Origin of the sequence: Thiospirochaeta perfilievii, assembly GCF_008329945.1 — a bacterium.
GTDB lineage: Bacteria > Spirochaetota > Spirochaetia > DSM-2461 > DSM-2461 > Thiospirochaeta > Thiospirochaeta perfilievii.
Window position 1 is genome coordinate 606,944 of record NZ_CP035807.1, and the last position, 13,288, is coordinate 620,231.

At 30.4% G+C, this 13,288-nt stretch carries 13 protein-coding genes; 2 read left to right on the top strand and 11 right to left on the bottom strand.

Features of this window, described 5'->3' with window-relative positions:
• Positions 1–18 precede the first annotated feature (18 nt).
• The 5 genes from EW093_RS02745 to EW093_RS02765 all read right to left on the bottom strand — a co-directional run bounded on the left by EW093_RS02745 (position 19) and on the right by EW093_RS02765 (position 5,132).
• Positions 19–453, bottom strand: coding sequence for a nucleotide triphosphate diphosphatase NUDT15 (locus tag EW093_RS02745; RefSeq protein ID WP_149566920.1), 435 nt, complete (start codon positions 451–453; stop codon positions 19–21).
• A gap of 52 nt (positions 454–505) precedes the next feature.
• Positions 506–1,699 (bottom strand): hybrid sensor histidine kinase/response regulator, encoded by a 1,194-nt coding sequence (locus EW093_RS02750; RefSeq protein WP_149566921.1) that lies wholly within the window; start codon positions 1,697–1,699, stop codon positions 506–508.
• A gap of 25 nt (positions 1,700–1,724) precedes the next feature.
• Positions 1,725–2,276 (bottom strand): PAS domain S-box protein, encoded by a 552-nt coding sequence (locus tag EW093_RS02755; protein WP_342781928.1) that lies wholly within the window; start codon positions 2,274–2,276, stop codon positions 1,725–1,727.
• Positions 2,270–3,187, bottom strand: a complete 918-nt coding sequence (locus EW093_RS02760; protein ID WP_149566923.1) for a hypothetical protein — start codon at positions 3,185–3,187, stop codon at positions 2,270–2,272. The genes EW093_RS02755 and EW093_RS02760 overlap by 7 nt, the downstream gene beginning before the upstream one ends.
• A 70-nt stretch (positions 3,188–3,257) precedes the next feature.
• Positions 3,258–5,132 carry a hybrid sensor histidine kinase/response regulator gene (locus EW093_RS02765; RefSeq protein WP_149566924.1) on the bottom strand — a complete coding sequence of 625 codons (1,875 nt, stop codon included), beginning with the start codon at positions 5,130–5,132 and terminating at the stop codon, positions 3,258–3,260.
• A gap of 230 nt (positions 5,133–5,362) precedes the next feature.
• Between EW093_RS02765 and EW093_RS02770 the strand changes: the two genes are divergently transcribed.
• Positions 5,363–7,018 (top strand): adenylyl cyclase, encoded by a 1,656-nt coding sequence (locus EW093_RS02770; protein WP_149566925.1) that lies wholly within the window; start codon positions 5,363–5,365, stop codon positions 7,016–7,018.
• Positions 7,019–7,091: 73 nt separating this feature from the next.
• Here EW093_RS02770 and EW093_RS02775 read toward each other — a convergent pair whose 3' ends face one another.
• From EW093_RS02775 to EW093_RS02785, 3 genes are read right to left on the bottom strand one after another with little or no spacing between them, the layout of a single operon-like run.
• Positions 7,092–7,835, bottom strand: coding sequence for an ABC transporter permease (locus EW093_RS02775; protein WP_149566926.1), 744 nt, complete (start codon positions 7,833–7,835; stop codon positions 7,092–7,094).
• Positions 7,828–8,541: an ABC transporter ATP-binding protein gene (locus tag EW093_RS02780; protein WP_149566927.1), complete on the bottom strand. Its 714-nt coding sequence runs from the start codon at positions 8,539–8,541 to the stop codon at positions 7,828–7,830. The genes EW093_RS02775 and EW093_RS02780 overlap by 8 nt, the downstream gene beginning before the upstream one ends.
• Positions 8,541–9,440, bottom strand: coding sequence for an ABC transporter substrate-binding protein (locus EW093_RS02785; RefSeq protein WP_149566928.1), 900 nt, complete (start codon positions 9,438–9,440; stop codon positions 8,541–8,543). Before EW093_RS02785 ends, EW093_RS02780 begins: the two co-directional genes overlap by 1 nt.
• Positions 9,441–9,573: 133 nt before the next feature.
• On the opposite strand from EW093_RS02785, the gene EW093_RS02790 reads away from it, so the two are divergent.
• Complete coding sequence (locus tag EW093_RS02790; RefSeq protein ID WP_223111641.1) at positions 9,574–10,077, top strand: prenyltransferase; 504 nt, start codon at positions 9,574–9,576, stop codon at positions 10,075–10,077.
• Between the two features lie 180 nt (positions 10,078–10,257).
• Here the strand turns inward: EW093_RS02790 and EW093_RS02795 are convergent, their stop codons facing one another.
• From EW093_RS02795 to EW093_RS02805, 3 genes are all read right to left on the bottom strand, one after another.
• Entirely contained in the window at positions 10,258–11,244 is a 987-nt protein-coding gene (locus EW093_RS02795) for a D-isomer specific 2-hydroxyacid dehydrogenase family protein (RefSeq protein ID WP_149566929.1), read from the bottom strand.
• Between the two features lie 12 nt (positions 11,245–11,256).
• Positions 11,257–12,285: a PTS sugar transporter subunit IIC gene (locus EW093_RS02800; protein ID WP_149566930.1), complete on the bottom strand. Its 1,029-nt coding sequence runs from the start codon at positions 12,283–12,285 to the stop codon at positions 11,257–11,259.
• Positions 12,286–12,384: 99 nt separating this feature from the next.
• Complete coding sequence (locus EW093_RS02805) at positions 12,385–13,194, bottom strand: MerR family transcriptional regulator (protein ID WP_149566931.1); 810 nt, start codon at positions 13,192–13,194, stop codon at positions 12,385–12,387.
• Positions 13,195–13,288 lie beyond the last annotated feature (94 nt).

Here is a 13,288-nt window from a genome sequence, read left to right on the forward strand (position 1 = left end):
GTTTTTAATCTATACAAATTATAATATTATCCTATTAATATAACTTTTTAATATCTTAAATACATCCTTAAATATTGGATCGTAATTAAAAGAGAGTTTTTTTGGTAAACTATCTAAACCTACCCAACTCCAACCATCACACTTATCAGGTTCTGGATTTTTTAATATTTCTCCCTCTTTAATAGTTGAAATAAGAAAAATAGAGATACTATGAAACTCTCTATCAAGAAATAAGTTCTCCCCAATTGTAGCTATTTCAATATTTTCAATTTCAATACCTACTTCTTCAAAAACTTCCCTTTTTGCACACTCTATTAAAGTCTCTCCAAATTCAAGATGACCACCTGGGAGACTATAACCCTCCGGTTTATATACCCTTCTACCCATTAAGATCTGACCATACTTATTAAAGACAACAACACCTGTACCAATACTTGGTTTTTTATTAATCATACTCTATTCTATATTCCAAACAAAATTATGAAAATATAAAGTTAACAAGTAGCTATGTAGATAAAACTTTTTCTAATAGTTCACTAAGTTCCTCAAGATTATATGGTTTTTTCAATATTCCATTTAATCCCATTTTTTCCATTTTACGAATATCATCGTTATCAGAATATCCAGAAATAAGTATTATTTTAGAGTTTCTATTATACTCTCGTATTTTAATAAACTCTTCATAACCATTCATTTTAGGCATCATGAAGTCTGTAATTACAATAGAGATCTTATTCATATTCTTTTTATAAATCTCTACAGCTTCAAAGCCATCTGAAGCTGTAATAACACTGTATCCTAGGGCTTTAAGACTTTCATTTCCAACTAGTCGGTTAATCTCCTCATCATCTACAAATAAAATAAGTCCCTTCCCCTTTTTAAGAATCCCTTTATCCTCTTCTATAATAGGGTCAGATGTTAGAGGTAGAGTAATCCTAAATGTTGAACCTTTAGATACTTCGCTTTCAACCTCAACAGCTCCTTTATGCTCTAAAATAACATCATGTACTACAGCTAAACCTAAACCGGTACCCTTTCCATGGCTCTTTTTAGTATAAAAAGGTTCAAATATTTTAGAAAAGTTATTCTCACCTATACCATAACCACTATCTGTAATTTCAACGTAGAAATATAAACCTATATCTAATTTAAAGTCATAACACCTAAACTCTTCATTATATTTTATATTTCCTGTTTTTATCTTAAGATTTCCCCCCTGAGGCATTGCTTGAACAGCATTTACACATAAATTAAGCAAGCTGTTATGTATTTCATTCTCATCACCGTTAATAATAAATGTTTTAGCATCAAGAATTGTCTCAATTTTTATATTTTTATTTATGGTATTAAATAGTATTTCTGTAATTTCATTAATAACCGTGTTCATATTTACAGGCTTAAAAAGTGTTTTATTATTTCGATTAAATGATAAAAGTTTTGCTGTAAGATTTGTTGCTCGGTTGGATGATTTCAATATTAATTTAACATAACCTAAAGCTTTATCACTAAGATGTAGGGATTCCATCTGCAAAAGTCTAGCAGAACTAACTATCCCATTCATGATATTATTAAAGTCATGGGCAATACCCCCAGCTAACTGACCTACTACATCTAGTTTGCTTTTTTCTAATAGTTGTTTTTGAAGTTTCTTTTTAGAAGTTATATCATTTGCAACTGTTAAGTAGAGGCTACGTTCCATATATGGCTGTCCAATATTAATTGTATCAATCCCAGTTTTTTACTTCTTGGTCAAAACATATTAATTCATACTCACCTTTTGTTAATATGGAAGCATTGTTAGTTGTTGAACCTATATTATCTCTTATATTGGTTAATCCTATATTTAATAAATCCCTAATTGTTGGTATAGAACTAATCGTATAACCAGAAACTTCAATCCAACTATTATTTACATAAATAATTGTTCCATCATCTTCTGATATCATCATTGGTATTGGTGCTTGATTTATAACAGATTTAAACCTTTCTTCACTTCTTTTTAGTTTCAACTCAACATTTTTTATATTTGAGATATCTATAGATGTACCTAATATAATAGCACCTCCAAATGAGTTACTTTTAATTCTCTGTAAACTTGTATGGTACCACGTAGTCTCTTTATTCATGTTTAAAGAGTGACTATCGTAAACTATGGAATCTTTTCCACTATTTAATAGTTTATCAATCTTAATAAAATCCAAGAGTTGAGATAATGAACTATCCTGTACTGATTTACCAATTATATCTTTTTCATTTAAACCTAACCTATTTAACAGGGAGAATTCACAGTAATAAGTCTACCTGTCTCATTTACTACAAAAATAAAGGAGTCTATACTATCTATAATTAAACTAAGTTTTTCCTTCCCCTCTTTAAGTTTAAATATTGTATATTTTGTTAATAAAAAAAGTATTAACGCTATGATAATTTGTATGAAAAAAGCTGGTGTTACAAGTTTTCTTCCATAAAAAAATCCAATTTGAACTCTCCAAAATCCAGATGGTAAATGGACTATAACCTCTTCAGAAAATAGATTATCTTTAAACCCTGAATCAAAAACTATATGGCTCTCACTATTATAGTTATTATATTGTGAAATTAAGTATTTATATTTTTCTAAATCTAATGTGAGTTTTTTAATTATATCATCAAGTTTCATCATATAACCTACCTGCCCCCAGTAGGAACCATTAGGCAATACTATTGGTAACCTTGTAATAATAATACCTATACCACCTTGGACTACCTCATCAGGTGGTGTAATAACTACATCTAAATCCTCTTTTACCCTTAATGCATTCTCTTTAAATCTAGGAATTTCTACTAGATTAATATTAAGCATACTCTTATTAGCCTCATATGGATATAAATAAATTGCTGTAGTATCTTTAAATACCCCAATATTACTAATAATATTTCTATCAGAGTGTACAACACTATGTACAAAATAGTTTAACTCTTCTATATCTACCTCAGTATGAATACTTAAATATGTAGTAACTCCAATCATCTTACTTATATAGTGATTAGTAACAGAGTTCACTTTTGATTCAACTAAAGCCAAGTTCTGTATCATATCCTGTTTTTCATCTGAAATTCTTCTGGAAAAGTCCGTATAAATAGCAATAATTAAACTAAGGAGGATTATATATGGGATTGTATTTAACAATAATTCCGATCTCTTCAAATAGCCCCCCTTTTAATAATTATTAGTAGAGAAATAACTTATTGCAATTAAATTAAAAAATATGACTCTACTACTTTCTCATATTTCTAGCCAAAACCTTACTAAGTTCAGAGATTTTATATGGTTTTGAGATAAAATCTGCTACCCCTTGTTCAATTAAAACTTTTATCATCCCATTTTCAGCATTACCAGATGTAATAACTACGTTGCAATTTTCATCTATCTCTCTCATTTTATAAAATGCTTCTGAACCACTCATTTTAGGCATAATCATATCCATAAGAACCAAATCAATCTCTAAATGATTTTTACGAAATATTTCAACTGATTCTTCTCCATCTTTAGCTAATAAAACTTTATATCCTAGAGATTCAAGAAGATCTTTATTTAATATTCTATTAAACTCCTCATCATCTACTACTAAGACTGTACTTGAACCACTAAAAATAGGAGTTATCTTATCCTCCTTTTCAATAGCATTATCTGAACATGGTAGTAATATAGAGAATATTGTACCTACTCCTTCTTGGGATTGAACATCTAAACTACCTTGATGATCCTTAATAGTGCTATATACTGTAAATAAGCCTAATCCAGTCCCCTTCCCCTGTTCCTTAGTAGTATAAAATGGTTCAAATATTTTTTTAATATTATCATTTGGAATACCACAACCTGAATCTTTTATACCTATTTCTATATACTCTCCAGGTAAAATATCAAAGGTGCTTGAATCACAATAATTTTTATCAATAGAGATATTTTTTGTATTAATATGGATTTGGCCACCAGAGAGTATTGCATGACTAGCGTTAATACAGATATTTAATATTGAGCTCTCTATGGCTGAATAATTACCAATAAATTTTCTTTTTGTTGCACCTTTGTTTATTAGTATTTCAATTTTTTTATCTATTGTACCTTCTAGAATCGAAACAACATCATCTAATATTTTATTAATATCAATTGTTGAAGTTGTAACTGTTCCTTTTCTACTAAATATCATTAATTTTTTAATAATATCTGTCGCCCTTTCTGAAGATTTAAGAATAAGATCTGCGTAGATAATACTCTTTTCATCAAGATTTCTTTTAGGTGATTTAAGAAGTTGAGCAGCACTTATTATACCGGTTAATACATTGTTAAAATCATGAGCCATTCCACCTGCAAGCTTACCAATAGAATCCATCTTGTTCTTATGTTGTAGTTGTTCCTGTATTTTTATTTTTTCAGTGATATCAACCTTAGTTGCTATAAAATGAGTGATTTTTCCCCTTTGATATAGAGGAGATATTTGGGCATCCTCCCAATAAACTTCTCCACTCTTTTTTTTGTTTATAAATGTCCCTTTCCATGTATCTCCAGATGTTATAGTACTCCATACCTCTTTATAAAAACTATCATCTAACTCTCCACTTTTTAGTACTCTTGGATTTTGACCTATAAGCTCTTTCTCTGAATAACCTGTAAAACTACAGACCTTTTTATTAACATACTGAATATCTCCATTTGTATTTGTAATAACGATAGAAACTGGACTTTGATCAAATGCAGCTTGATAGATTTCTATATTTGTTTTCATCTTTTTAAGACGTTTATCCTCCATAGGTATCCACTTTTTTAATAGAATAAAGATGATTAACAGTGAAACTACTAAATTTAAAATCTTAGGGAAAAAAACTATTTGTGGTTGGGACAGAAAATCAAATATATAGATTGGTAATAAGCCAGAAAGGGATGTATACCAGAACCCAAAGTAAGTACTCTCTAAAAGAGTTCTTAATGAGTCAATAGAGAGAATTATAAAAAGAGTTCTTAACAGTGTATCGCTATATTTTTTCCTTTTTATTCTTCTAATATAGAAGCTAAAAATGAATAACCATAATAGGATTAGCATCCAATAAACTAAAGGTGTTAAATATCTAAAGAGAGAATATATTGATTCCATAAGATGCCCCCCAAAATGCAATTTTTTTAATTTTTAAACAAATTATAGTACACAAATATTCTCTTTTCAAAAGTTTTATACTTTGATTATATCCTCCAAGTTAAGAACATTTAATAAACTACATTTAAATGTTTTATTTTTTAAATATATAATTAAACAAAATGTTTACGTAAACACTACCCTGTGTTAATCTTATTAAAACATAATAAATTAATACAGAATGGGGTTTTATGATAAATTTATTGAATAATAAAATTTTTAATAATGTGTTTCTTTTTGATTCATCAATGGATATGAAATACATAGAAAATTTTATAGATAATATTGGAAACAAACAGAGATATGACGAGTTCAGTTTAAATCGATATACCTTTCTATTTAAGCCTGGAACCTACAATATAGATATAACTCTAGAATACTATATGCAGGCTGTAGGCTTGGGAAAGAGCCCTTACGATGTGGTAATTATAGGTTCAGTTCAGTCGATAACTACAACAAAAAATAGTAATGTAACCACTATGTTTTGGAGATCTGCTGAGAATTTTACAGTAAAGCCAAGGGATAAAAATGAACCAATAGTATGGGCTGTATCTCAGGCAGCTCCATATAGAAGGATGAACATAAAAGGTGATCTTGTTTTTGACCAAAATGGTTGGGCAAGTGGAGGATATCTTGGCAACTCATTAGTTGAAGGTGTTGCTGGGACCAGAAGTGGGCAGCAGTGGTTTACCATTAATTCAGAACTTGGGAGCTGGTTTGGAGGTCAGTGGAATAGGTTTTTTATTGGAACAAAAGGAGCCATGGAGGAGAATTGGCCTAAAGAACCTATAACCAACGTAGATAATACAGAAGTACTAAGAGAGAAACCTTTTCTAACTATAAATGGGGATGGAAGTTTTAGTCTATTTAGACCATCAATAAAAGAGAATTCTATAGGAGTTAGCTGGAAGGAAAACAATGAACCAGGAAATTTGATACCCCTTGATAAGTTTTATATAACGGATGTAAACACGGATACTTCATTTACAATAAATAAAGCTCTAGAGAGAGGAAAACATCTATTAATTACTCCTGGTATTTATAAGCTGGATGAACCAATTATTATCAATAGAGAAAATACAGTAGTTTACGGTATGGGAATGGCAACACTTATACCTGTTTATGGTAAATCAGTTATCGAAGTAAAAGATATTCAAGGTGTATCAATTTCCGGCCTAATTATTGATGCGGGGGAAGTGGAGTCTAAAAGTTTAATCCGAATTGGAGAAAATAAATTATCAACCAATAACTTCTCAGATAATCCAATAACAATACATGACTTAATATGTAGGGTTGGAGGCATGCTTCCAGGTAGAGCTGAAACCTGCTTAGAAGTGAATAGTAATTATGTAATATTAGACCATTTATGGTTGTGGAGGGCCGATCATGGAAATGGTGTTGGATGGTCAGATAACAGGTGTTCTACCGGAGTTATTATTAATGGAGATCATGTAAAAGCTTATGGTCTTTTTGTAGAACATTTTCAAAAGTACCAAACCCTTTGGTTAGGTGAGTATGGAAAAACATTTTTCTATCAGTCAGAGTTACCCTATGACCCACCTAACCAAAATAGTTGGAGTACAAAAAACAGACTAGGTTACGCCTCATATAAAGTTGGAGATCATGTTCATAACCATGAAGCTTATGGTTTAGGTATATATGCATTTATGGGTATAAAAGATAATACTGATAAGAATGTACATATTGATTGCGCTGTTGAGACACCAGAGAGACCTGGAATTAATATCCATCATATTACATGTTTCTCTAAAGGTTATGGTACAATATATAACTGTCTAAACAGTAGAGGTGGTTCAGTTCAGCCAGGTTGTTGTTATTACTATTAAATAAACGTTCTGTTACTAAACTATATAATGCCCCCCTTTAAAATAATTAAATTCTAGATATTCTAAAGGGGAGTTAATTTAAATGGATATGCCAAGGTACTATTTTCTTTTCTATAATATCTAAAGAGAGATACAGACCAAGACCTGTAAAACTTAGCATAATGATTCCAACATACATTTGAGGATAATCGACCATAACCCAACTATTCATAATATAATAACCAATACCAAAAACTGTTGCAAAATTTTCACTAAAAAACAGTACAGATAAACTTATTCCAATACTTATTCGAATTGCAGATAATATAGAAGGTAATATCCCTGGGAGTGTAATTTCAAAAAGTATCTGCTTCTTAGTTAATAAAAATACCTTAGCGAGATAGTCATACTCTTTAGGTAGTTGTTTTGTTCTATCCCTAACAGCAATTGTAATAGGAAAAAATAAAATTGAACTAATAAGAATAATCTTAGGTGTATTCCCCAATCCAAAAAGAACCATAATAATTGGCAAAAATGCGATTTTAGGTATAGGATACAATAAATACAATATTGGTGAAAAAATAGAGTCTAACTTTTTGATTTTTGCAGTAATTATTCCAACTGGAATTCCAATAGTAAGAGATATAAATAGGCTGCTAATTATCCTTAATATACTTGCTAGAAGATGTAAAAAAATAGTCCCTTTACTAAACTCAATAAAGAGCTGTTTAATAACTACACTCGGTAAAGGTATTATTGGTTTATTGATAATAATGGAGAATAGAAACCAAATAACAAATATAGTTGATATACCTAATAAAATAGACTTCTTATTCATAAACGTTGGCCTCTTTTAATGATTGACGAACTTGACAACAGACTTCAAAAAATGACGGATCACTACGTGAGTTATTAATACTATAACTAGGATTATCAATTTTTTTAATAATCTTTTTTTGTTCCATTATCAAAATTGATTTACCAAGATAAACAGCTTCTTCTATATTATGAGTAACCAATATTAAGGTTAATCCAAATAGATCTGCTGTCTCCTTTAGTTGATTTTGTAGAAGCTCTTTGGATATCTCATCCAATGCTGATGTTGGTTCATCTAATAACAAAAGGTCTGGACTGTTTAGAATAGTTCTTGCTAAGGCTGCTCGTTGTCTTTGACCACCACTTAGTTGGGAGGGATATTTATAGGCCTGATCCTGAATATTATACATTTTTAGTAAATCCATAGCCTCTTCTTTTTTTCTTTTATTATTTTTAAGGCCTAAGAGGGTGTTATTTAGTATATTTTTCCAGGGAAGAAGCATATCTGTTTGAAATAACAAACCTTTTTTCATAGGTTTGTTATATGTATTACTAATATTACCAGAGGTGGGTTTTAGCAGATCTGCAAGAAGATATAAAATACTTGTTTTCCCACAGCCACTGGCCCCCACTATTGCAAGGGTTTCACCTCTATCTATACTAAAGTTAATGTTATCTAAAGCATGTTCGCTTCCATACCATAAATCAACATTTTGCAATGAAATCATTATTTAATAAAACTAGTATCAAAGAGATCTTTATCGGTTAACTCTATTTTATGCTTACTTATTTCTGCAGTCCAAGTCATAATCTTTTTAGTGAACTCTGAACTTGGAACTGTTGGATTAGTATAAATAGGTAACTCTATAGAGTCTTTAACTGTTGGAGGTAAATTAGGGATAGAACGAATTAATACTTCTCTAGCTAAATTTGGATTTTCCTGAAGTGCTAATACAGCCTGTGCATAAACTGAATGAAATACTTTTATAGAACTCTTCTTATCTTTTAGTGATTGATTAGTAAAAACCAGGATATCAAGACTTTCTTTAGGAATCCCTGGGTATGATTTTTTTATTAAGCCTTTCATCTGGCCAATTGATGCCAATGGTTCAGGGAATAATCCCATATCTATATGACCTGCAGCTACTGCTTCTAGACGCATAGGTATAGCATTAATAAAAACTTTAGAATAACCTTGATCTTTCATATATTCAGATACTAGATAATTAGAAACACTAACCTCCATCATACCAATTTTAGGGTTAGTTTGATAATCAAAATTGGGATTGATTAGTAGTGGAAATGATCCGTTTGTTGATAGTGTACCTTTAATTGGGAACCCAGCTGCTACATTACTAATAAGAGCCACCATATCTGTCATTGCCCCATCTATACTATTGGTCTGTAGTGCAGTTTGTCTATTCCCTGCATCTGTAAAAATTGTTAACTCAACATCAATTCCGGCTTTGGTAAAGAGTCCTTGTTCCTGGGCGTAGAAAAAAGGTGCTGTATCCACAGCAGGCATTAAGCCTATTTTTAATTTTCCATTGTCATTTGTGTTTTTACAAGATGATAATACTAAATAAAAGATCAATGTTAAAAGTAGAAATGTAATATTCTTTTTCATCTATTTAAAATCCTAAAAAAATAATTTAACTTAAAAACTATATCATAAACTAGATGGAAATAGGAATAGTATGCTCTATTTGATTGCTTGAAGATAGATATTATGAAATACTTCATAAAAAAGGAAGATTCTGTTGGAAATAAAAAAAATATTACACTTGGGAAAAATGTATTTTATTGCTTTACGCCCATTTTCATTAACACTAGCCTTTGCCTCTACTTCTTATGGAATATTAGCTGCATTTATAAATGATTTACTTTTTACTGATAGATTTTGGCATGACATTTTGTTAATTATATTAATAACTATTGCGGGAATAGCTTCTCAAGCAGGGGCGAATCTGATTAATGATTATTTTGAAGGTAGTTTTAAATATAAAAATAGTTCAAAAAAAACACGAAATTTTCTTGGCAGACAAAGAACTAATTTTGATATATTTGTTTTTATATCCGGAATAGCTGCACTTGGTATAGCAGGTTTAATAGGTATATATTTAATTTATTTAACAGATTTATGGATGTTAGTTATCGGGTTAATTGGTTTAATAGGTTCATACGCATATACCGGAGAACCTTTTGTATACAAAAGAAGAGCCCTAGGGGTTCCTTTATCATTTGTTTTAATGGGACTATTTTAATAACCTTAATAGTCTCCTTAATAGTATAGAGTAGATATAAAGTAACATAGATAAATAATATAAAACTTGATTAATTAAGAAACTGAAAGTCTATAAATATGGTAAGTGGGTATAGGTACTATATTTAACCCCTGGTAACAATTTTGACCAGGGGTAATTAGTCATATTTTGTACAACTTACTATGCTAAAATTTCCCATGGGTTTTTTTCCCCATTTTTAAAATAGTAAAGACTTTTTAATCCACATTCAACCATGTCGTAAACAGCTTGATCTGTATAAAAAGCTAGGTGTTGTGTTAATATAACATTTGGCATACACCTTAGAATAGACATATTATGATTAACAAAAGATTCAAAACGTTTATCGTTATGGTAAATACCTACTTCACCTTCTAAAACATCTAGACCTGCAGCACCTATTTTCCCCTGTTCTAGCCCATTAATTAGAGCTTCAGTATCTATTAGCTCTCCTCTTGCTGTATTTATAATAATGACATTCTCTTTCATTTTACTAATTGTATCTCTATTTATTAAGTGATGGTTCTCCTCAATATAAGGTGCATGGAGGGTAATGATATCCGATTCTCTATAGAGTGTTTCTAGATCAACATAGTTCATATAATCTTTTATCTCATCATTTTGATAGAGATCATACCCTATTATTTTTGAACCAAAACCGCTAATATTTTTTATAACTGTTCTACCAATTCGACCGGTACCAATAACACCGACAACTAGGTTTTTCATCTCTAGGCCTCTTAAACCTCTTAAAGAGAAATCCTTAGCCTCACCTCTTAGTAGAGATTGTTTTGCATTTCTTATACACATTAACATTAACATTAGGGTAAAGTCTGCAACACAATTTGGGGAATATGATGCACTACTTACTCTAATTCCGTACTCCTTTGCCGCTTCTATATCAATATTATTGTATCCAGCACTTCGTGATGAAATATACTTAACCCCTAAGGAACTCAATTTTTTTAGTACTTCTCTAGAAGCATCACAATGTCCTAAAATAGTAACATACTCATATCCAGCAGCTTCCTCTGTATTACCTAAGTTTAACCCATCTGTTACATATTTAAGCTCGACTTGTAACTCTGCAGAAACTTTATCAAACCCATATTGCTCATCTTTTCTAGCTGCATAAGCTATTATCTTCATTCAATACACCTTTTAGAATTTAATCTCGTAATCTTTTTCTTCTACGTAGTTTAGTTTAGTAATAAACAGATATTTACATATAATTCCTATTACTATAGGTGCTACTACAAAAATTAGTATAGTTAAAAATACATTCCCTACTGTATACCCAACAGCTGATAAATGATTTATAGGTCCAATTAGACCACTAATACCAAACCCAGCACTCATAGGTGTTCCTTGGATATTAAATAATCCTGCAAAAACTCCAACTACTGCTGCATTAACCAATATAGGCAAAATCATTTTAGGATTTTTCGCAAAGTTAGCCATCTGCATTTTAGGAGAACCTAAAAAATGCGCAAGACTTGTACCTGTTCCATTTACTTTAAAGCCTAATATGGCCAATCCAAAACCAGCGGAGCAAATACCTAGGTTTGCAGCACCAGAACCAAGTCCTGATAAAGAAATAGCCAATGCGACACCAACTGTGGATACAGGTGATATAATTAGAAATGCGAATGTTACAGATATCAAAATACCCATTATTACTGGCTGTAAGGTTGAAAAGACATTTACTAAAGAACCTATATACCCTGTTAACCTAGAAACATAGGGTAGAGTTGTCAACCCAATAAGTCCTACAACAATAATTACAATTGTAGGTACTAATAGAATAGTATAAGCTTTTAATTTATTACCTATAAGTAGTAATAATGCTACAGCGATTGATGCTGTAATACCTGCATTAATAACATCTCCTAGCCCTGCTAATAAGAACCCAGATTCAGTTATCTTTATAGCACCAGAACCTATCATAGTTGTTATAGATAAAGTTCCAGCTTGAATTGGGGAAAATTTGAATTGTCTTGCAATACATAAACCCATAATTGCAGATAGTAGCCTTGATCCAATTTGTATTATTACTAATATTGTAGTAAAACCTAATGCTTTACTAATCTCTCCTAGTAATGCAAATGGTACTAATGCAACAACTATTCCAGTACTCATACCTGTAAGAATTTTAATAAAATACTCTTTCACATTTATTTTGTTTTCCATTGAAATCTCCTTGTAATGTATTCAATGTAAACGATGACCTAAGAGCACAGTCAATAAAAATTTAAGAATATTTATATTTTTTTATAGATAATAATAAACCTATTCAACTAGAACCTGTAATTCCATGATCATTTCATCTTCATTATCTGTAAAAGATCTATCAACAATACAAAAATCATAAAAATCTCCAATAGCTTTATAGTTATTGTTATTTAACCAATCCATAAGAAATGTTACGGCTTTTTCATTATAATATGATCCCATATGATACATGCTTATATATTTACCCCTTGGAAGAATATTCTGTCCCTGGATTTTGAAATCTGTAGGTAGAAGAATAAAAGAGCCAGATCTCTTAGGTAACTGTTCTCCATTGTTAAAATATATAGAACCATACTCTTGATGAGAAAAGTGGTCTAACTCTCTTAAACGGCCTAAAACCTTTCTATATGCTAACATTATTCCTTCTTTATCATTCTGTTCAGCATCTAACATAAAAACTTTTCTTGTATCATGAATCTGAATAGAGGGTCTATTAAGGTCATTTTTATTGATCTTTTTGGCACGTTCATAGAAATTAATAAGATACTCGATACTTCTTTTTTTTTGAGAGAGTTTATCAATATCTTCTGATACAATATTTAACCTTTTATGTAATTCGCTGATCATGAGTTCATGGGTCCGATTTTCTAGAAGATATTTTGTTTCTGATAAGGAAAACCCTATATCCTTTAAATAAATGATCTGTTTTAAAATTGGAAAATTTTTTCTAGAATAATATTTATAATTATTTAATCCACCAATTTGATCTGGTTTAAATAAGTCTATTTTATCGTAATATCTCAACGTTTTTTTTGTAATATTATGTAGTTTGGCTACATCACCCATTTTATATAGTTTTTCTGGCAAAAAAAGCTCCTAAAATCATGACCCAAGGGCACAGTATATTTAGGTTAGTATAATATATGATGGATAATTTGGGGATACAATTACTCTTTTTGAA

Coding starts and splice junctions, on each gene's coding strand:
- EW093_RS02745 (WP_149566920.1), bottom strand. CDS start 453: ATGATTAATAAAAAACCAAGTATTGGTACAGGTGTTGTTGTCTTTAAT.
- EW093_RS02750 (WP_149566921.1), bottom strand. CDS start 1,699: ATGGAACGTAGCCTCTACTTAACAGTTGCAAATGATATAACTTCTAAA.
- EW093_RS02765 (WP_149566924.1), bottom strand. CDS start 5,132: ATGGAATCAATATATTCTCTCTTTAGATATTTAACACCTTTAGTTTAT.
- EW093_RS02770 (WP_149566925.1), top strand. CDS start 5,363: ATGATAAATTTATTGAATAATAAAATTTTTAATAATGTGTTTCTTTTT.
- EW093_RS02775 (WP_149566926.1), bottom strand. CDS start 7,835: ATGAATAAGAAGTCTATTTTATTAGGTATATCAACTATATTTGTTATT.
- EW093_RS02780 (WP_149566927.1), bottom strand. CDS start 8,541: ATGATTTCATTGCAAAATGTTGATTTATGGTATGGAAGCGAACATGCT.
- EW093_RS02785 (WP_149566928.1), bottom strand. CDS start 9,440: ATGAAAAAGAATATTACATTTCTACTTTTAACATTGATCTTTTATTTA.
- EW093_RS02795 (WP_149566929.1), bottom strand. CDS start 11,244: ATGAAGATAATAGCTTATGCAGCTAGAAAAGATGAGCAATATGGGTTT.
- EW093_RS02800 (WP_149566930.1), bottom strand. CDS start 12,285: ATGGAAAACAAAATAAATGTGAAAGAGTATTTTATTAAAATTCTTACA.